Source organism: Shewanella sp. NKUCC05_KAH (assembly GCF_019345585.1).
GTDB classification, from domain to species: Bacteria; Pseudomonadota; Gammaproteobacteria; order Enterobacterales; family Shewanellaceae; genus Shewanella; species Shewanella oncorhynchi.
The window spans coordinates 49,853-69,900 of sequence record NZ_JAHKQZ010000001.1 but is presented as its reverse complement, the minus strand read 5'-3'; the positions used below and the strand labels follow the sequence as shown (position 1 = coordinate 69,900).

The 20,048-nt window shown below is 48.4% G+C and carries 20 protein-coding genes, 1 tRNA gene and 2 pseudogenes; 14 read left to right on the top strand and 9 right to left on the bottom strand.

Annotated elements, in window-relative coordinates:
• Window positions 1–22: 22 nt before the first annotated feature.
• From lolA to KO533_RS22720, 5 genes are read left to right on the top strand one after another with little or no spacing between them, the layout of a single operon-like run.
• Window positions 23–649: an outer membrane lipoprotein chaperone LolA gene (gene lolA / locus KO533_RS00350; protein WP_219252352.1), complete on the top strand. Its 627-nt coding sequence runs from the start codon at window positions 23–25 to the stop codon at window positions 647–649.
• Between the two features lie 8 nt (window positions 650–657).
• Entirely contained in the window at window positions 658–1,989 is a 1,332-nt protein-coding gene (locus KO533_RS00345) for a replication-associated recombination protein A (RefSeq protein ID WP_219252350.1), read from the top strand.
• Window positions 1,982–2,356 carry a fluoride efflux transporter CrcB gene (gene crcB, locus KO533_RS00340; protein ID WP_028759942.1) on the top strand — a complete coding sequence of 125 codons (375 nt, stop codon included), beginning with the start codon at window positions 1,982–1,984 and terminating at the stop codon, window positions 2,354–2,356. The genes KO533_RS00345 and crcB overlap by 8 nt, the downstream gene beginning before the upstream one ends.
• Before the next feature lie 18 nt (window positions 2,357–2,374).
• On the top strand, window positions 2,375–3,661 hold the full coding sequence (serS, locus tag KO533_RS00335; protein ID WP_219252348.1) for a serine--tRNA ligase: 1,287 nt from the start codon (window positions 2,375–2,377) through the stop codon (window positions 3,659–3,661).
• Between the two features lie 19 nt (window positions 3,662–3,680).
• Entirely contained in the window at window positions 3,681–3,803 is a 123-nt protein-coding gene (locus KO533_RS22720; RefSeq protein WP_028759944.1) for a hypothetical protein, read from the top strand.
• 99 nt (window positions 3,804–3,902) lie between these two features.
• On the opposite strand, the gene KO533_RS00330 is transcribed toward KO533_RS22720, so the two are convergent.
• From KO533_RS00330 to punR, 6 genes are all read right to left on the bottom strand, one after another.
• Complete coding sequence (locus KO533_RS00330) at window positions 3,903–4,241, bottom strand: TusE/DsrC/DsvC family sulfur relay protein (RefSeq protein ID WP_219252346.1); 339 nt, start codon at window positions 4,239–4,241, stop codon at window positions 3,903–3,905.
• Complete coding sequence (gene tusB / locus KO533_RS00325) at window positions 4,235–4,516, bottom strand: sulfurtransferase complex subunit TusB (protein ID WP_219252344.1); 282 nt, start codon at window positions 4,514–4,516, stop codon at window positions 4,235–4,237. Before tusB ends, KO533_RS00330 begins: the two co-directional genes overlap by 7 nt.
• Complete coding sequence (gene tusC, locus KO533_RS00320; protein ID WP_028759947.1) at window positions 4,516–4,872, bottom strand: sulfurtransferase complex subunit TusC; 357 nt, start codon at window positions 4,870–4,872, stop codon at window positions 4,516–4,518. Before tusC ends, tusB begins: the two co-directional genes overlap by 1 nt.
• A 14-nt stretch (window positions 4,873–4,886) precedes the next feature.
• The gene (tusD, locus tag KO533_RS00315; protein ID WP_028759948.1) at window positions 4,887–5,276 is read right to left on the bottom strand and encodes a sulfurtransferase complex subunit TusD; all 390 of its coding nucleotides are present in this window, start codon (window positions 5,274–5,276) and stop codon (window positions 4,887–4,889) included.
• Between the two features lie 69 nt (window positions 5,277–5,345).
• Entirely contained in the window at window positions 5,346–6,005 is a 660-nt protein-coding gene (locus KO533_RS00310; RefSeq protein WP_028759949.1) for a Bax inhibitor-1/YccA family protein, read from the bottom strand.
• A 331-nt stretch (window positions 6,006–6,336) separates the two neighbouring features.
• Window positions 6,337–7,239, bottom strand: a complete 903-nt coding sequence (punR, locus tag KO533_RS00305; protein WP_028759950.1) for a DNA-binding transcriptional activator PunR — start codon at window positions 7,237–7,239, stop codon at window positions 6,337–6,339.
• Window positions 7,240–7,354: 115 nt separating this feature from the next.
• On the opposite strand from punR, the gene punC reads away from it, so the two are divergent.
• Together punC and KO533_RS00295 are read left to right on the top strand one after the other, a co-directional pair.
• Entirely contained in the window at window positions 7,355–8,626 is a 1,272-nt protein-coding gene (gene punC, locus KO533_RS00300) for a purine nucleoside transporter PunC (RefSeq protein ID WP_219250788.1), read from the top strand.
• 80 nt (window positions 8,627–8,706) lie between these two features.
• A tRNA-Ser gene (locus KO533_RS00295) sits at window positions 8,707–8,797 on the top strand.
• 193 nt (window positions 8,798–8,990) lie between these two features.
• Here the strand turns inward: KO533_RS00295 and KO533_RS00290 are convergent.
• Window positions 8,991–9,554, bottom strand: a complete 564-nt coding sequence (locus KO533_RS00290; protein WP_219252342.1) for a hypothetical protein — start codon at window positions 9,552–9,554, stop codon at window positions 8,991–8,993.
• On the bottom strand, window positions 9,551–11,164 hold the full coding sequence (locus tag KO533_RS00285; RefSeq protein WP_219252340.1) for an MATE family efflux transporter: 1,614 nt from the start codon (window positions 11,162–11,164) through the stop codon (window positions 9,551–9,553). The genes KO533_RS00290 and KO533_RS00285 overlap by 4 nt, the downstream gene beginning before the upstream one ends.
• Before the next feature lie 384 nt (window positions 11,165–11,548).
• Between KO533_RS00285 and KO533_RS00280 the strand changes: the two genes are divergently transcribed.
• Window positions 11,549–11,695 carry a hypothetical protein gene (locus KO533_RS00280; RefSeq protein ID WP_219252338.1) on the top strand — a complete coding sequence of 49 codons (147 nt, stop codon included), beginning with the start codon at window positions 11,549–11,551 and terminating at the stop codon, window positions 11,693–11,695.
• A 72-nt stretch (window positions 11,696–11,767) separates the two neighbouring features.
• On the opposite strand, the pseudogene KO533_RS00275 reads toward KO533_RS00280, so the two are convergent.
• Window positions 11,768–12,026, bottom strand: a pseudogene (locus KO533_RS00275) (transposase); the annotation flags it as partial.
• Here KO533_RS00275 and KO533_RS00270 point away from each other — a divergent pair.
• The 6 genes and pseudogenes from KO533_RS00270 (at window position 11,938) to KO533_RS00245 (ending at window position 20,015) form a co-directional block, all read left to right on the top strand.
• Window positions 11,938–12,144, top strand: a complete 207-nt coding sequence (locus tag KO533_RS00270) for a hypothetical protein (protein ID WP_219252650.1) — start codon at window positions 11,938–11,940, stop codon at window positions 12,142–12,144. The pseudogene KO533_RS00275 and the gene KO533_RS00270 sit on opposite strands and share 89 nt — an antisense overlap.
• A gap of 60 nt (window positions 12,145–12,204) precedes the next feature.
• Window positions 12,205–12,453, top strand: coding sequence for a heavy-metal-associated domain-containing protein (locus KO533_RS00265; RefSeq protein ID WP_173247046.1), 249 nt, complete (start codon window positions 12,205–12,207; stop codon window positions 12,451–12,453).
• A gap of 332 nt (window positions 12,454–12,785) precedes the next feature.
• A pseudogene (locus KO533_RS00260) lies at window positions 12,786–13,680 on the top strand (transposase).
• A 529-nt stretch (window positions 13,681–14,209) separates the two neighbouring features.
• Window positions 14,210–15,379 carry an efflux RND transporter periplasmic adaptor subunit gene (locus KO533_RS00255; protein ID WP_275956774.1) on the top strand — a complete coding sequence of 390 codons (1,170 nt, stop codon included), beginning with the start codon at window positions 14,210–14,212 and terminating at the stop codon, window positions 15,377–15,379.
• The gene (locus tag KO533_RS00250; protein ID WP_219252337.1) at window positions 15,376–18,552 is read left to right on the top strand and encodes an efflux RND transporter permease subunit; all 3,177 of its coding nucleotides are present in this window, start codon (window positions 15,376–15,378) and stop codon (window positions 18,550–18,552) included. Before KO533_RS00255 ends, KO533_RS00250 begins: the two co-directional genes overlap by 4 nt.
• Window positions 18,549–20,015: a TolC family protein gene (locus tag KO533_RS00245; protein WP_219252336.1), complete on the top strand. Its 1,467-nt coding sequence runs from the start codon at window positions 18,549–18,551 to the stop codon at window positions 20,013–20,015. The genes KO533_RS00250 and KO533_RS00245 overlap by 4 nt, the downstream gene beginning before the upstream one ends.
• Window positions 20,016–20,048 lie beyond the last annotated feature (33 nt).

Below are 20,048 nucleotides of genomic sequence, written 5' to 3'. Positions count from 1 at the left end.
GGTTTACAGGGTAAGGAATAGAATGAAAAAACGATTATGCGCGGTGTTGTTAGCTTCACCTTTGCTATTTAGTGTGGCTGTGTTTGCCGATGATGCGCAGCAGCTCAGGGAAAAATTGATTGGTACCGCGTCACTAAAAGCCGATTTCAAACAAACCGTAACAGATGTCAATAAAAAGGTTATTCAAACGGGGTCAGGCATTTTTGCCTTAGCGTATCCGAATCAATTTTATTGGCATTTAACCCAGCCCGATGAATCGCAGATTGTCGCTGATGGTAAAGATTTGTGGATCTACAATCCTTTCGCCGAAGAGGTGGTCATCATGGATTTTGCTGAAGCAATCAATGCATCTCCCATCGCATTGCTCGTACACCGCGACGATGCGACTTGGTCACAGTATTCAGTGTCCAAGAAACAAGATTGCTATGAGATCAAACCTAAGGCGATTGATTCTGGCATATTGTCCGTCAATGTGTGTTTCAAAAATGCCCAGTTAGTCAACTTTAATGTTGCCGATGATAAAGGTAATTTAAGCCTGTTTGATTTAAGCAATCAGCAAGCCATCACAAATAAAGACAAAGCCTTGTTCACCTTTGTGATCCCAGACAGCGTCGATGTTGATGATCAACGTCGTAAAGCAGCGCATTAGGCTATCGCGTGAGCAGTTTATCGTTTAATTTTGCGCCCGATTTTCGTCCCTTGGCCGCGCGCATGCGGCCAAGAACGATTGGCGAGTACATAGGTCAAGCCCATTTACTGGGTGAGGGCCAACCACTACGCAAAGCATTGGAAGCTGGGCGCGCCCATTCCATGATGTTGTGGGGACCGCCGGGCACAGGTAAAACAACCTTAGCCGAATTAATCGCACATTATTCAAATGCTCACGTTGAACGCATTTCCGCGGTCACCTCTGGCGTTAAGGACATTCGCGCCGCGATTGAGCAAGCAAAAGCCGTTGCAGAATCCCGTGGTCAACGTACCTTATTGTTTGTCGATGAAGTCCACCGATTCAATAAGAGTCAACAGGATGCTTTTCTGCCATTTATTGAAGATGGCACAGTGATCTTTATCGGCGCGACCACAGAAAATCCGTCTTTTGAAATCAACAATGCCTTACTCTCGCGGGCAAGGGTCTATCTTATCAAGCGCTTAAGCCATGATGAAATCGCCCATATAGTGACTCAAGCCTTAAACGATAACGAGCGCGGTTTAGGCCTACGACAATTTGTAATGCCGACCGATGTGCTCACCACATTGGCACAACTTTGTGATGGTGATGCCCGTAAAGCGTTAAATCTTATTGAGTTGATGAGTGATATGCTCATCGACGGTGGCACCTTTACCACTGAAATGTTAATTCAAGTGGCGGGGCACCAAGTTGCTGGTTTTGATAAGAACGGCGATCAGTTTTACGATCTTATTTCAGCGGTGCATAAATCCATCCGTGGCTCGGCACCCGATGCGGCTTTATATTGGTTTTGTCGAATTCTAGAGGGCGGCGGCGATCCGCTTTACGTGGCAAGGCGCTTACTGGCGATTGCCTCTGAAGATGTGGGCAATGCCGATCCTGCGGCGATGACAATCGCACTGAATGCCTGGGATTGTTTTCACCGTGTTGGCCCCGCCGAAGGTGAGCGAGCGATAGCACAAGCCATTGTTTATCTTGCCAGCGCGCCGAAGAGCAACGCTGTGTATACCGCATTTAAGGCGGCGCGTGCGTTAGCTCGCGAAACAGGACAAGTCGAAGTACCGCACCATTTACGCAATGCACCGACTCAGTTAATGAAAGACATCGGCATGGGAGCTGGGTATCGATATGCCCACGATGAAGCCAATGCCTATGCCAGTGGTGAGAATTATTTCCCTGAATACCTGCAAACAGCACAGTTTTATTTTCCAACTGAGCGAGGGTTTGAGAAGCGGATCAAAGATAAATTGGCGCAATTAGCCCAGTTAGATCAAGCCAGTGAGAACAAAAGATATGACTAACATCTTATTAGTGGCTTTCGGCGGGTCAATTGGAGCAGTTTTACGCTATCTTATTTCAATATTCATGATCCAAGTATTTGGCAGCAGTTTTCCTTTTGGTACACTGTTGGTTAATGTTATAGGTTCATTTTTTATGGGCGTAATTTACGCTCTGGGGCAAATGAGTCATATCAGCCCTGAACTCAAAGCGCTTATAGGTATCGGTCTATTAGGTGCTTTGACAACGTTTTCGACTTTCTCTAATGAAACCTTGTTGCTGATGCAAGAAGGGGATTGGCTGAAGGCGATTTTGAATGTGGTGTTGAATCTAAGTCTATGTTTATTCATGGTGTACTTAGGTCAACAACTGGTTTTTTCTCGCATTTAACTATTAAGAATATATCACATGTTAGATCCTAAATTTTTGCGCAACGAATTAGAAGTTACCGCTGAGCGACTGGCTACCCGTGGCTTTATTTTAGACATAGCTCATCTCATTCAATTAGAAGAAAAGCGTAAGTCACTGCAAGTGGCTACCGAAGAATTACAAGCGTCGCGTAATGCCATCTCCAAATCTATTGGCCAAGCTAAAGCCCGTGGTGAAGATGTTGACGCGATCATGGCGCAAGTGGGCGATTTAGGTTCACAGTTGGATGCCAAAAAGATTGAACTGGCCGCCGTACTTGAAGAAGTCAATGCCATTGCCATGTCTATGCCTAACCTGCCTGATGAATCAGTACCAATGGGTGCCGATGAAACAGAGAACATTGAAGTGAGACGTTGGGGTACGCCACGCACTTTTGATTTCCCGATTAAAGATCATATCGATTTAGGCGAAGGCCTAAACGGCTTAGATTTTAAAAATGCCGTTAAAATTACTGGCTCACGTTTTATCGTAATGAAAGGCCAAGTCGCCCGCTTAAACCGCGCCATTGGTCAGTTCATGTTGGACTTACATACCACAGAGCACGGTTATACCGAAGCCTATGTGCCATTACTGGTTAACGAGGCAAGCTTACTCGGCACAGGCCAGCTACCTAAGTTTGGTGAAGATTTATTCCACACTAAACCTGCAACTGAAGAAGGCCAAGGTTTGAGCCTTATCCCAACTGCAGAAGTGCCATTAACGAACTTAGTTCGCGATAGCATTGTTGATGAAGACGAGCTGCCAATAAAGTTAACAGCGCATACTGCATGTTTCCGCAGCGAAGCGGGCTCATACGGCAAAGATACCCGTGGTCTGATCCGTCAGCACCAATTCGATAAAGTTGAAATGGTGCAAATTGTTAAGCCTGAAGATTCAATGGCGGCACTTGAAGCGCTGACAGGTCATGCTGAAACTGTATTGCAGCGTTTAGGTTTACCGTATCGAACAGTGATTTTATGTACTGGCGATATGGGCTTTGGCTCAAGCAAAACCTACGATATCGAAGTCTGGTTACCAGCACAAAATACCTATCGTGAGATTTCTTCTTGCTCAAACATGAAGGATTTCCAAGCCCGTCGTATGCAAGCACGTTACCGCGTGAAAGCAGATAATAAGCCTGCGCTATTGCATACGTTAAACGGCTCAGGTTTAGCTGTAGGTCGTACTTTAGTGGCTATTTTAGAAAACTATCAAAATGCTGATGGCAGTATCACAGTCCCTGAAGTTCTGCGTCCTTACATGGGCGGTTTGACTCAAATAGGCTAATGGAACACAAAATAATACTATGGATAAAGGCCAGCGCTATCTCCGTTGGCTTTCCTATACCGCTGTGATTGCAGTATTTTTTGCTGTAATGCTTGCCACCGTAGGCAAAGCCATCTGGGTTGTGTTAGAAAACGTCAAATAACCCTATCAACTTTGTTCAAGTAAAAAGAAAGGCATGTTTCCCAAGGGAACATGCCTTTTTGTTTGTGTCATGTTTACGTGACGACTTAACCCTATGCCATTAAATACACTTAGCTGGTTTGGGCAGGCCCGCGATTTTCGTTGCTTGTTTCGCAGGTCCAATCGGGAATAGGGTATATAAGTATTTTGAATTGCCTTTGTCTGGTCCTAAGGCTTGGCCAATGGCTTTAACTAATACACGGATAGCAGGGCTCGTTTTATATTCGAGATAGAAATCTCGAACAAAGTTAATCACTTCCCAATGGGCTGGCGTAAGTAAAATTTGCTCTTCTGCTGCTAACAACTGGGCCATATCGGGTTGCCAATCGTTAAGATTTTTTAAATAACCTTGATGGTCACGGGCGATTTCTGCGCCATTAAATTGCAATGGATTTACCACGTTATCACCTTGTCATGGAGTAATGATTGAGCCACAAACTCATTGTAATCGATAAGCATCACGTTCTTTAAACGTTCAGATAGGCCACGTGCGACAACATCGTCTTTTAAGACCATCAACTTGAAGGGCGATAATGCCATTGCCCACTGGCGCAGCAGTAACGCGTTAACGCCATCGCTCGATAATAAAATCACATCTTCCTTACAGGCGTAACGTAAACAAAGTTTTAGCGCGCTATCTCGACTGGGAGATGTTTGAATATGATGTAAAATCATTAGAATACTAAGACCTCATCCACTTGGTTTAAATGGGCTGCGATGGCTTCATCGTTGACCACTGTCACTGGGATCGACAGTAAGCCATGGCTTAAGCCGTAATCGGCTAAGGATTGCTTACAGACAAACACAGAGCCAATATCATACAGCGGCAGTGCTTTAAAGGTGGAGATGTAATCTTTAGCACCGATAAGCTCAGGCTGTTGATCTTTAATCAAATGCAACACACCTTCATCCACAAACACTAAACTCACTTCTTGTTCGAAGCTAGCGCTAAGCAGGGCAAGATCTAAACCTTCGCGGCCACGAACAGTACCATGTGGCGAGCAGCGAAATAGAATACACAATTTTTTCATAGTAGCCCTGAGAGTTAAAAACTGATCAAACGATCGGCCGATTCAATACCTGTGATTAGCTCACCTAAACCGCCCATGATAAATGACTCGCCCACATTCCAGTGGCTTAGGCCATTCTCGCTGGCATCTTGCTGACTCACAATGCCACGACGTAGCGCTGCAGAAACGCAATTGACTAACGGGACCTGATGGGATTGCGCCAGCTGTTTCCAGTCACTGATCACATCATTTTCATCGGAGGCGGGTAAGCTTAAATCTGTGGAGTTATACACGCCATCTTGATAAAAAAACACACAGATAATCTGATGCCCAGCTAAAAGTGCAGCTTGGGAGAAGCGTAAGGCATTAACACTCGCCGACGTGCCATAAGCGGGCCCGTTCACTTGGATAATAAATTTGCTCATTTAAAATAAAAATGGCCCTAAAAGTAGGGCCATTCTAACGCAAGTTAAGCTAAAAATCGCTAACTAGGATTAGTCATCGTTGCCTATGCCCATCAGGTGCAACAGTGCGATGAAGAGGTTTAAGAAGTCTAAGTATAACGAGATAGTCGCGCGAATGTAGTTAGTTTCGCCGCCATTGACGATACGGCTAGTATCAAACAGGATAAAACCTGTCATCAGTAACGCCAAGCCTGCGTTAATTGCCATAAAGGCAACACTGTTACCCATAAAAATATTAATCACAGCGGCGGCGATCACCACAATCAAGCCGGCGAACAAGAATCCACGTAGGAAAGAGAAATCTTTCTTAGTGGTCACGGCATAGGCTGATAACGCAACAAAAATCACTGACGTTAACCCCAGTGCTTGCATGATCAGCTGTGGACCGTTTGCCATACCCGCGTAGTGATTGAGCATGTAGCCCAGTGAGGCACCTTCCATACCTGTAAAGGCAAACACCCAGAAGATACCCGCTGCAGACTCGGCTTTACGTAAAGTGACAAACAACAGTACTAGGCCACCAATCGATAAACCAATGGAGACTAACGGACTGATATTTAATGCCATTGCTAAACCCGCACACAGGGCAGAGAAGGCCAATGTCATCGATAACAGCATATAAGTGTTTTTAAGAAGTTTGTTCACTTCCAGTGTTGACGCACTCGTCGAATATAAGGTTTCTTGGGTCATGTTGATCTCCGTTGACACATTTCCAAACTGATCATTTTGATTTTTTACAGCACACTAAGTTCCCGTAAAATCCTAAAATGAACTTAACTGGTGCAATGATACCGTACATGAGATACGGGTGAAAGTCATAGAACCATGAATAACAAATTGTTAATCTTCAAAATTTTACTCAATTATTTATTTCAACTTTAACTGCAAAGCAAAAAAATAAGATTCTTGTATCTGCGTCTTCATCCACTATGAAGGTAAAGACTTAGTCTGTACATAAACGGTACACAATCAATACTGATCTCAACAATGACTAGATCAGCATATTGAGTTTAAACCAAGCTTAAGCCAGCCACTCTTTGTGCAATTTTTCAGTATCGCCAAGATATTCCAGCACCCAAGCGAGAGCAGGCGACATCTTGTCAGCATTCCAGGCCAAGCAACAAGGGCTTGTCTGCTTTGGATTTTCCAGTTGTTTCTCAACGAGCGCCCCCGCCTTAATAAACACGCTCGCTAAATGCACTGGCATATAGCCGACGCCTAAACCTTCGCGGAAACAGTTAATGGCACGGATCCAATCAGGTACGACTAACCTGCGTTGATTCTCTAGCAACCAAGTCATACGTTTTGGAATTTCCCGAGAGGTATCTTCTAAACAAATCGAGGGAAAAGGGCGCAGCTCATCGTCACTTAATGGGCGGTCAATACTGGCCAAGGGATGATTTTTACTAACAAGAAACGCCCACTCAATATCCCCCATGTCTTTATATTGGTAAACACCACCGACTGGAATTGCGGTTGTCGCACCAATAGCAATATCACTGCGACCCGTGGCGAGCGCTTCCCAAACCCCGTTAAAGACCTCAATGCGAATAATTAATTCAATATCATGGAAGTGTCGATAAAAGTCAGCAATTAATACGCTGATCCTGTCGGCACGGACGATATTATCAAGGGCAATGGATAAGGTAGGTTGCCAACCATTTGCCACGCGCTGAGTGCCACGTTTCATCTCGTCCATCTGCGTGAGCAAGGTTCTGGCTTGCTTCACAAAATGTTCACCCGCAGGGGTTAAGGTTACACTGCGATGATGCCGTTCAAAAAGAATGACGCCGAGTTCTTCTTCTATTTGCTTGACCGCGTAGCTCACGGCAGAGGGCACTTTATGTAGCCGATTCGCCGCCGCGGTGAAACTACCTACACGAGCCACAATATCAATGAGTTCTAGCGCTTGTTCTGAGAGCATAACTGACGTCCATTCCAATGAAAATAATTGATAGCACAAGTCAAAAATAAACGTTTCCAATAAATTTAACAAGTCTTTAGACTGCACACTTTAGTCAATCTGACCCGATTATTTTATGAAAACGTCTAGTAACACCTTTGTAAACATAAAGTTCTTTATGTTTCTATTCTATTTAGCCATGTTGAGCATGCTTGGCTTTATTGCCACTGACATGTATTTGCCTGCTTTCAAAGCAATTGAAGGCTCATTTGACAGCACACCATCACAGGTGGCGATGTCACTGACCTGTTTCCTTGCGGGTCTTGCCTTAGGTCAGCTGCTTTACGGCCCCTTAGTCAATAAAATCGGCAAACGTTGGGCACTGATCTTTGGCCTTGTTTTATTTGCCATTGCTAGCGTGTTTATTGCCAACAGTGATTCTATATTAATGCTCAATACCGCGCGCTTCTTCCAAGCCATTGGCGCCTGTAGTGCAGGGGTTATTTGGCAAGCGATTGTGGTTGAACAATATGATGCCGATAAAGCCCAAGGTATTTTCAGCAACATTATGCCATTAGTCGCATTATCGCCTGCATTAGCACCGATCCTTGGCGCTTATATTCTGAACGAATTAGGCTGGCGTGCAATCTTTATCTCCTTGTGTGTTATCGCTTTTCTGCTGGTATTGATGACCTTGTACTTTGTTCCAGGCAAGAGTCAACATAAACACAGTGAACATGTCGCTGTATCTTATGGGCAAATTTTGAAAAACACCCGCTATTTAGGCAATGTCGTGATCTTCGGTGCCTGTTCCGGTGCTTTCTTTGCCTACCTAACTGTGTGGCCGATTGTGATGGAAATGCACGGTTATCAAGCGACTGAAATTGGGTTAAGTTTTATCCCGCAAACCATCATGTTTATTGTCGGTGGTTATGCGAGTAAGTTACTGATAAAACGCATTGGCGGGCATCAAACACTCAATATCTTGTTGTCGGTTTTCGCAGCCTGCGTTATTTCGATCATCATGTTCACGCTGATTTATCCCGCGAGCACGATTTTCCCACTGCTTATTTCGTTCTCGATTTTAGCGGCGGCCAATGGTGCAATTTACCCAATAGTCGTGAACAGCGCGCTACAGCAGTTTAGTCAGAATGCCGCTAAGGCCGCAGGATTACAGAACTTCTTACAGATCAGCATTGCCTTTGGTGCATCAAGCTTAGTCGCTATGTGGGCAAGTCTTGGTGAAGTGGCGATTGGTTGGGGTATCCTATGTTGCGCTATTTTAGTTGTGGTCGGCTATATACTTAAGAGTCAACAAGAGTGGGGCGACTTTGCCAAACATTTCACTAAGCCAGATCCCGCACGGGTAGGCATAATGTCCGATGTGAAGCAAAATCCAGCGGATTGAGTGTAATAGCAACAATTGGCGCATAATTGAGAGTTAGTGCTTTACAGTCAACAGACTTACTTATATTATGCGCCTCGTTCGGAGGGGTGGCAGAGTGGTTTAATGCACCGGTCTTGAAAACCGGCGTGGGTTTATAGCCCACCCAGGGTTCAAATCCCTGCTCCTCCGCCATATTTAGTCAAAAAGCCGCTAAGCAATTAGCGGCTTTTTGCATTTTAGCTATTTTAGCCTTGCGTTTCTGATCCGAAACGCAGTGTTTCAGCCATATTTCACAAGCAAAGCCATCAGCAATGATGACTTTGCTTGTATTATTTAACTCTAGATTTCCTCATTCAACATGATGCACTAACAATCTCAGCCATCATTACACTTTGGGTAATTTGTGTTGGACCATGGCCAGCGCAAAGGAGTTCCAGTTTGCATTAGCATAGCTACTCACCAGATCCTGGAGTGTTGTCGGTTCGCCTGCGTTATCCACTGGTTGCAAAATTATCTGCAAATTCAGCGCATTGCAGTAATCCTGCCGCTCCACCACAAAAAACTGCTTCTTGTAGGGGAGTAGCAATGTGTCCTCAACTTGCGCATTAAAATCACGCGCGGCTAAATAGCCAGTAAACCAATGATTGAGTAATGTGTCGCATTGTTTAGTATGGAATAAACTTCCCCAATCATCCCCAAGTATGGCTTGACCCGACAGGACTCGCTGGCAATGATGAAAATCGATAAACCCTAGCTCACGTGTAATCACTTGTTGGCAATGCTTAAGCTGGAGATCTGAGTGTGATATGCCCAATTTCGCCATTAAGGTCGCGACTCTTTGCTTGGCTAACGGCTCATCCTGCTGACAAGCTTTGAGCAGTTTTTTAGCGCGAACTTTGGTTTCATTTAATGCGATGGCGCTTGAGTCTTTCATCTTGGCTAACTTCATTTTGCATTACCTCCATGACTGACTCGATTTGCTCGTGGCACGTGAATGAAAGGCCAAATACTGATGATCAATAAACTCAATAGACAAGCTAAGATGTCCGCAATTGGAAAGGCCATCCATAACTCAATCAAAGCGTTTGGCATGATATAAATGTTTAATGCACCTGTGATAAATGAAATATCTGCAAAGGATAGTTGAGGTAACAGGACCAGCAGAGGCAGTAATAAACCATAGATTTTTATCCCAGATAATAGCAATGCAAGCTTAGGGCGGTTTGTGCCTTGATACATAGCAATCGCAATACCTGTGATCCCCGCCAAAGGTAAGGCGATAAACGTCACACTCGAGATTTTAATACAGGCGGCAATGAGTGCGGGGGCATCGGTGAACGCGCGAAATACCGAGTTAGGAAAACCCATAAATACGATTGTCACTATACTCAGATAACAGCAGGTCAAGACGATTCCCCATTTAGCACAAGCTAACACCCGAGAAGATGCCATCGCCCCATAGTTATATGCACTGATCGTTTGCGCTGCGCTGGTAAGTGCCATGAGCGGCAGGGCGATAAAGATATTAAAGCGTCCGATCAAACCATAAGCGCTAATCATGTACGCAACCTCATTCGCCGCTGACGTATTGGGCACTACATTGGCTAAATGACTGACTAAAATATGATTTACCGATGAGATCACGCAGGCAATCCCAAGATATGATAATAGTATTGGGCTACCCAGGCCAAGAATCGCTTTTATCTCAGTGAGATTGAGCTTTATCTGCTCCATTCTAAAACAAATAGGCTGGGCAGCTTGCTTATGAAGCGCCTGTTTACTGCCAAAACGGTTATTGGGGACAAAATAGACGGCTGCAATAAATAGACTCACACATTGACCCGCCACCGTTGCCCACGCCGCACCACTCACGCCCATCTCCAAAACAGCAATAAAGAGTGTATCGAACAAGATGTTCATGACCGCCGACAACAAGATAACCAGCAGCATCACCACGACTTTTCCTTGAGCTCTGAGTAAATCGCCGCTAAGAGATAACAAAAAAGTGAATAGACTAAAACAGAGAATGGGTTGTAGATACTTTGTAGCAGCTAAGGCAAGTGTTGAGCTTACCCCAATAAACGCCAATAAATGATCAAGCTGGGCGAGTGACACGATAGTCACTATCAGGCCGTAAGCTAGGGCTAACGCAAAACCAGTGTTCGCGATTTGACTCGCCTTATCAAACTCGTTTGCCCCTAAAAATCGGCTTACTAAGGTCGCAGTACCATTTCCTATCATGCAGGCCAAAGCAAAAATCATCATTTGTAACGGGAAGGCAATCGTCACCCCAGCCAATGCATCGGCACCGATGTATTTCAAAATAAAATAAGAGTCGACTAAGTTGTAGCTGCCGCTGAGCATCATGCCCAATGCCATGGGTAACGCAAAGCGCAAATACAAAGTAGGGATAGCTAACGTACCTAAGGACTCAGTTGACTGAGATCCTGAGTGATATTTCCCGTGGGAGGGCGTTTCGGTGGCTGCCAAGGGTACAATGTCAGAAGGTTCAACAGTGATACCGGCGGGTTTGAAAGTGTTAGCGGTTGCATGTTTCACAAACAATTCTCCTAAGTTTATTGGCATTCCGCTTAGCCAAACTTATTTGATTGCTGTGGGTTCGATATGAAATCGATTCGCAACGCTGTTAATTTATCAGAGTGATATCATCTTTTGCGGACAGGCTTCTCTGCAACCTGCCGCGTACTATCGCGTACTATTCTCATTCCTCCGCCCTATGTCAATCACCAGCTTGTCGTATTTAACGGTAGCATTGAACCACTTCACATGTTAGTAGTAGATGAGCGATAAATTAATTACGTCATCCAACAAGCCACTTAAACCACTTTCTGTACCACAAGCTATCGCAAATTCAGTGCCTAGCGATGATATAAGAGTCCGTTGTACAAATACCTTTTAGTTGCGACACAAGCTGTCGCATCTATGCGTATAATATTAAAAAATAACGAATTGAGGTGCACTATGGATGGTCTAGTTATTGAGTCAATCAGCCTACTGACCTTGCTTGAAGTGGGTGATGTTCCATATACCGATCTGATGTTATGTTTCGCAAGCTGCCGTTTGCTGTAGTAAAAAACGTTATTGCTGATTTTACAGCTCGGGGCAGGGGGTTGGCTCGACCTTATTTAACCTGAGATCGGTTTAACTAGCCATAACTGCAATAGCATTAAACTCCCCGTTAGTGAGGTTCAGTTGTGGCTTATTGTCTTTTAATTGATAGGCGATGAGTCCCGCTATCATATTGAGCATAAATCCATGCACGCTGCGGTGTCTGGAGTGCTCTACTTAGGATATATTTTTTGATGGTTTCTATGATGAAAAGTCTCGACAGCATCGCTCTATCCCACAACAACATCGCCTTTTCTTTCATATTCTTACGCACGTTTGCCACCAGTGTGACCGCCTTTTTCCAGCAAGTACTGCAGCTGCTATCAGATTGCAGCACTGGCGACCCCTGCTCACATTATGCCATTTTGGCACAACAGGTACTGGGTAACATCACAGAAAATAAGCCTTGACCTTCTCCCTGTAGCAAGGTGCAGAATTTTAGCTGCCCACTTTAGCAAAGGAGATTTACGATGTTAACGTTAAAAATTACCGATATGACCTGCAACCACTGCTTTGGCTTGATCAATCGTGCAATAAAGGAACTGGACGCCGATGCAGTCGTAACAGCAGATCTCTCCAGCCGTAGTATCAATGTACAAAGCAGCCAATCGCAAGACGAAATACTCGACGCTCTGGAGGAAATTGGATATCCGGCCAAACCTGAGTCAACCTGTTGCAGTGTAGATAGAAGCAGCAAGTCGCAAAATACCGCCAATTGACAGTGCACCTTAGTGGAGGCTTGAGCTGTGTGCAGTGAAAGTTGCATGTACGGTTCTTAGGAGAGCAGCACCTAAGTAACAGAGGTGCTGTTTATCCGACCAAAACGAGTTATAAATGGAAATAATTTAAGGACAGAGTAATTGAATTTGTTTCCAAAAATGTAATATCACCGCCAATATAATGGTCAGACTCTGTATACCACTGCACCTGCTCCGGTCTAATTTTATTTCAGCACTTAATTTTGAGACAGTATGGTCAATAAATTAATAGGTCTATTTATATGAGTCTGAATAAATCACATAAGAGTTATCTGCAGGTTGAAGCTGTCTAAATGGTGCTAGAGCAAGGTTATAGCGTTGTTGATGCGGCAATGTCCCTAGGCGTTAGTACTAGTCTGCTTTACAACTGGAAGGAAAAATATCAAGCCCTGCAACAAGGTATCACCTTAGCAGAGTCTGAACGTAATGATCTGAAGTTATTGTGTAGATAAAACAAATGATTACGCATCATCAAACAGCAATCTAACCTATTCCCTATAGCACTGTTATACCGAGTAATGGTGTGAGTAAGTCAGGCGATTACTATGGACATAAACGCCCAGCAAGCGTGATAAGTCTTGAAACACTGAAGCAATATCGCCTTGTTCGACAACTATTAAAGCAAAGTCGTGGCGGCATAGGAAATCGTGAAATGGTGAAATGGTGAAGAAATTGCGTAAAGAAGGCTACTAGGTTGGTCGCTATCTCGTTCGTAAAATAATGTACCACCTTCGACTCAAAGCAACCTAGCGACGAGATTACAAGGTGACGACATAGCGAAAACACGCTGATGCTGTGGCTAATAACTTGTTAAATATTAACTTTAACCCAAAATTCGCTAATTAGATTTGGGCAGGTGACATGCCCTATTTAAAGACAGGTGAGGGCTGGGTGACCGATGCTAACTGTATACCAGCAAGTAATTCGGTAGCTTGCTATCGAGCTATGATATCCGAGTCAGTATGGGGGATGTAGGTGCGTGTTGGGATAATGCCTTCGTTTAGCGTTTCTTTGGTAGCTTTACACTATTGGATTTTTAACATTGCTCAACCAACAAGGGAGTTTTTTAAGCTAGATGTGACTGTTTAAATGAAATATTAGAGCTTGGAGTGACGTCATTCTGCTAATGGTGATCTGTCACCTGTAGAGTTCAAAAATTCTCAATTAAAATTGTCTAATATGGGTTGAACAGTACAGTGATCGCTCACAGACAGAAGTAAATCTAATGCAATTAAGCCAATGGCACTCATGCGCTAGCCCTGATCAAACACCTGAGTGATCACCACGAATTTAATCATAGTATCAGCTCTTCTTCATTTTGATTACTGCTCAGTCTGACACTTAAGACCAGAACATCATTTCCTTATTTCAGCCTGTATCTGCTTAGTTCTAAGCTCTAAGTTTGCGAGCTTACATTCCTCATACCCAAGTAGTCGAACGGTAAAACTCGCCAGTGTTTAATGCTGTTTGTTTGGAACTGCATTCAGGCCATTTCTGCTGTCAGCCCTAACATGAATGCAACCCGTCGGCTAAAGCTGCCAGCAGTAACAACACTTCCAATCGCTCTCATTTGTAAGTGCAGTGGTCGTAGCAGTCAAGGCCCCCTTACTAATCAAAAAAACACTTGACCTTCTAAGCGTAGTAAGCCGGATAAATACAGTAGGAGCTACCTCGGCTCAGCAAAACTAACTGTCGACTGCTATCGAGAAAGGAAAAAATGATGAAGGTCAAACGCATAACCATAACCACTGTGGCGCTAAGCGTTGCACTCGCTATCGCAGGATGCAAGGAGGCTATTCCCTCTGTCAGTCCCGCAAAGCCACCAAGCGTTCCGGTGGCCGAAGTGATCGTTCGTCCGGTGACGCCATTTGTCGAACTCACAGGTTCGCTGACCGCGGTCAAGCGGGTTGAGCTGCGCCCGAGGGTTGCTGGCTATATTCAGAACGTAAGCCTGCCCGAGGGACGCTTCGTCGAAAAGGGCAGCGAGCTCTTTCTCATTGATCCTCGGGTGTTCCAAGCCGCGCTGAACGCCGCGACGGCGCACCTGCGCCAGGCTGAAGCGGCATCGATACTTGCCCAAACGGAATATGCACGAGCCGAACAGCTATTTGCCCAAAAGATCGTTGCTCGTGATCGCTTCGACATCGCAACCGCCTCTATGAATGCAAGCAAAGCACAGGTCGATGCCGCAAAGGCAGCGGTGGATGCCGCACAATTGGATCTGAGTTTCGCACGTGTCACGGCGCCGATCAGTGGACGTGTCGGCCAAGCCCTCGTTACAGAAGGCAACTACGTCTTCAGCGGCGAGACGCCACTCACGACTATTGTTTCTATCGATCCCATCCACGTCTATTTCGATGTAGACGAACGCACTTATTTGCGATCGCTCGCCGCAGGCCGAGACCACACTACCACGCATGGTCCACAGGCGGAAAAGGTCATGGTGGCACTGCTCACCGACAAGACGTATTCGAGGCCAGGCCGTGTCGACTTCCTCTCCAACACCAGCGATCGTGGGACGGGAACAGTGCGTATCCGCGCCGTTGTCAAAAACCCAGATGGGCATTTGACACCCGGTCTTTTTGCCAAGGTCAAACTAGAAACCGGGGCGCCGCAAGCGAGGGTTCTGGTTTCCGATCATTCGATTGGTACCGATCAAGGTAGCCACTATGTGCTCGTTGTCGGCAAAGACGACAAGACGGAATACCGGCCCGTCGAGCTGGGTCCTGTGGTCGAGGGTTTGCGCGTGATCGAACAAGGTCTACAGCCCGGCGAGCACATCGTCGTCAAGGGGCTGGTAGGCCCTGGCATGCAGGTCACGCCACAGTCCGCTGCGATTGACGGTACACCTATTGCGGTGTCACAAACCTCGGGAGCCGTACAATGACATTCCCACGTTTCTTCATCGATCGCCCGATTTTTGCCATCGTCCTTTCAGTTTTGATGGTGCTCGCTGGCATCGTTGCTTTCTTCCAATTGCCGCTCAGCGAGTATCCGACCGTGACGCCGCCGACGGTTCAGGTGACCGCTTCCTACCCGGGCGCCAATCCCAAGGTGATTGCTGAAACGGTAGCCGCGCCACTCGAGCAGGCGATCACCGGGGTCGAGGGCATGCTATACATGTCGTCGCAATCAGCCACTGACGGCCGAATGATCCTGACCGTCACGTTTGCGCAAGGGACGAATGCCGATATGGCACAGATCCAGGTACAAAACCGCGTCTCGCGCGCTCTGCCGCGTTTGCCGGAGGAGGTGCAGCGCCAAGGCGTCGTCACGCAGAAGACTTCGCCGGACATCCTGATGGTGGTTCACCTGTTATCGCCAGACAAACGCTACGACCCTCTCTATATTTCGAACTACGCTTACCTCCAGGTGCGCGATGATCTGTCCCGTATCCCGGGAATCAGCGACGTTCTGGTTTGGGGAGCTGGTGAATATAGTATGCGGCTCTGGCTCGATCCGAGCCTGATCGCCGCACGAAGGCTGACAGCGGGGGATGTGATTGCCGCTGTGCGCGAGCAGAACGTACAGGTAGCAGCTGGCTCCGTCGGTCAGGCTCCCAATTCCAGTGCCGCGTTCCAAGTGACAGTGAACACGCTCGGGCGGTTAACTGATGAGGAGCAGTTCGGCGACATCATCATTCGTACAGGCGGCGACGGCCAGGTGACGCGCTTGCGCGATGTCGCCCGCATTGAGATGGGGGCCGATACCTACGCATTGCGCAGTCTGCTTGACGGTGAACCTGCCGTCGCGCTGCAAATCATCCAGAGTCCGGGCGCTAACGCACTCGACGTTGCGCAGGCGGTGCGTACAACCATGCAGCGGCTTGAAGGCAACTTTCCGGAAGGACTCAGCTCGCGCATCGCGTATGACCCGACGGTGTTTGTCCGTGCCTCGCTGGAGTCGGTGGTAACCACCTTGTTGGAGGCGATTCTTCTTGTCGTTATCGTGGTGGTGCTGTTCCTGCGCAACTGGCGTGCTTCGCTCATACCCCTTATAGCGGTGCCGGTGTCGCTGATCGGCACCTTTGCCGTCATGCATCTGATGGGCTTCTCACTGAACACGTTGTCGTTGTTTGGCCTGGTGCTTTCAATCGGGATCGTCGTCGATGACGCGATCGTAGTGGTCGAGAATGTCGAACGTCACATCGAAAATGGTGAGGAACCCATTCAGGCCGCACGGCTTGCCATGGACGAAGTCACCGGTCCTATTATCGCGATCACCTCGGTGCTAGCCGCCGTTTTCATTCCGACCGCTTTTCTAAGCGGCTTGCAGGGTGAGTTCTATCGACAGTTTGCGCTCACGATTGCGATTTCAACCATTCTGTCAGCAGTTAATTCACTCACGCTCAGCCCTGCGCTCGCAGGACTCTTGTTGCGCCCGCGCCAGGCGGCAATAGTGCGAGTTCCGCGCAGTTTGCGTGGCCGCGCCGATCAGTTGTTTCGGACACTAGGCCAGCCGTTCCAGCATGCACCTGACGCTTATGGCAACACGGTGCGCAAGGTCGTGCGGATTAGCGGCGTGGCGCTTCTGGTTTACGCCGGACTCCTTGTATTGACCTTCTTCGGATTCAAGGCCGTCCCGCCCGGCTTCGTGCCCATGCAGGACAAATATTATCTTGTCGCAATCGCCCAACTGCCAAACGCCTCGTCACTGGACCGCACCGACGCAGTCGTCAAACAGATGTCGAAGATCGCGCTGACCGAATCAGGTGTCGAAAGCGTCGTTGCGTTTCCCGGCCTTTCTATCAATGGTTTCGTCAACGTGCCAAATGCCGCGGTCATATTCATCATGCTAGACCCGTTTAAAGATCGCACGACACCTGATCTCAGCGCGATGGCGATTGCGGGGCGCTTGCAAGCCCAATTTGCCAGCATCCCCGATGGTTTCCTCGGCGTGTTCCCGCCACCACCGGTACCTGGCCTTGGTGCGACGGGCGGATTTAAGATGCAGGTCGAGGACCGCAGCGGTGCTGGGCTCGCAGCTCTGGTGCAGCAGACCCAGATCCTGATGACAAAAGCTACCGAGTCGGGCGAGGTGGCTGGGCTCATGACCAGTCTTGACATCAATGCGCCGCAGTTAGATGTCACCATCGATCGCACTCAGGTCATGAGTCAGGGGGTTCGTCTGGCGGATGTGTTCGAGTCGCTTCAGGTCTATCTCGGCTCTCTATATATCAACGACTTCAACCGCTTCGGTCGAACCTATAAGGTGACGGCCCAAGCCGATGCAGACCACCGCATGCAAGCCGAATCTATCGGCCGCCTGCAGGTGCGCAACGCGGCCGGAGATATGCTGCCGTTGTCCTCCTTTGTCACTGTGACGCCAAGTGCCGGCCCAGACCGCGTGATGCACTACAACGGTTACCCTACGGCCGACATCTCGGGCGGTGCGATGGCTGGCGTCAGCTCGGGGCAGGCTGTTGCGGTCATGGAACGATTAGCCAAGGAGGTTTTGCCTGAAGGCATGAGCTTCGAATGGACTGATCTTACCTACCAGCAAAAACTGGCTGGCGATTCTGCGCTGTTCATTTTCCCATTGTGCGTGCTGCTCGCTTATCTCATCCTCGCCGCGCAATACAACAGCTGGCTGCTGCCTCTGGCGGTTCTGCTGATCGTGCCGATGTGTCTTTTGAGCGCGATTACCGGTGTCTGGCTGGCTGGGGGCGACAACAACGTCTTTGTTCAGATTGGGCTTATCGTGCTCGTCGGTTTGGCGGCCAAAAACGCAATTTTGATCGTCGAGTTTGCACGCAGCCTCGAAGCTGCAGGAACAAGTGCGCTGGAGGCGGTCGTTGAGGCTTGTCGATTGCGGTTGCGGCCTATTGTGATGACCTCATTGGCATTTATTGCTGGCGTCGTACCGTTGATATTGGCAAGCGGTGCTGGGGCCGAAATGCGTCAGGCTATGGGGATTGCGGTCTTCGCAGGTATGCTCGGCGTGACATTGTTCGGATTATTCCTGACGCCGGTTTTTTATGTAGTGATACGTGGCTTGGAGGCTCGCTTCGAGCGGCACAGTTCAAGTGCTAAGCCGCACATTGAGGAGAGCATGTCATGAGAAATCCATACCAAGCAGTTCTGTTACCCCTGAGTGCGCTAATCTTGACTGGATGCGCGGCGGTGGGCCCAAACTACTCACTACCTTCATCGCAGTTTCCGGCCAGTTTCAGTGAGCCTCCCGCCGGTTTTGGAACAGGGGCCGTTGAGGTGAAGTGGTGGGGCACCTTCGACGATCCAACTCTGAACATCATGATCCAGCGGGCGCTCGCGGCGAACCATGACATAGGTATCGCTGTCGTTCGGCTCGAAGAGGCAAAGGCCATGTTAGGTGAGAGCCGTCAGGGCTTCCGGCCGAGCGGTGGCGCTGAGCTTGGTTATGAGAACCGTCGCCGGAGTGAGGTCGAGACGCCCCATAGTCAGTCGCGTCAGATAGAAATCTATCGCGGCGCGGTCGACGCTTCCTGGGAAATCGATCTTTTTGGCCGTGTGCGGCGATCGGTGGAGGCCGCTCAGGCGCAAGCAGGCTCCCGCGAGGCTCTGCTGCGTGGTGTGCAGGCGGGGATCGCTGCTGCGGTGGCTGCCACTTGGTTCGAGCTACGCGGTATCGAGGCCGAACTAGCTGTAGCCGCCGACATCAGCCAAAGCCAGCGCGAAAGCCTGAGCCTGATCGAACGTCTCGTGCACGCCGGTTCTGCCAGCGAATTCGACCAGCTCCGTGCCGAGGCCTTGTTGCACCATGTCGAGGTGGCCGTGCCCGAATTGGAGCGCCGCCGTGCGGCTTCCAGCAATGCACTGGCCATCCTTCTTGGCGAAACGCCCCAGACGTTTAGACCACCCGCTGTAACGCCTGCGCGTGAAACGCTTGCTGTTCGAACAATCGCCGTGGGCGATCCCGCAGCACTCCTTTCTCGGCGTGCTGATATTGCGGCGGCTGAACGGACTCTTGCTGCGGCGACCGCTCGGATTGGGTTCGAGACGGCTGGTCTCTACCCCGAGATCCAAGTGCATGGTTCAATCGGGCTCGTTGCTGGAAGTCTCGATGAAGTAAATGGCTCCGGAGTGCTGTCCAGCTTCCTCGGCCCGGTCATTCGCTGGTCTCTTTTCGATACTGGGCGCGTGCGTGCCCGCATCGCCGCCAGCGAGGCACGTACCCAAGAGGCGTTGATCGTCTACGACCAGACCGTGTTGCGCGCACTGCAGGAAACCGAGGATGCCTTCAAAGCCTATGGCGCCGCGGGTAGCACGCTTGAGCTGCGTCTGCTTGAGTCAGCCGCAAATCGCGAGGCGGCTCGTCTTGCCCGTGTGCGGTTCTCAGCAGGTGAAGGCATCTACCTTGATGTGCTCGAAGCCGAACGGTCCGACTTTGCAAGCCGGCGTGCGCTGGCAATCGCTCGCACCCACCAACAGCTTGCCGTTGTCAGCATCTACAAGGCGCTGGGTGGCGGCTGGGAGATCTGCGCGCAGGCGGATCAGGACTGCAGTGGCGCCGACGGCATTTCGAACGGACGCGTCGTGAAATAAATCACACATAGGACTTGACCTTCCCATGGTTGG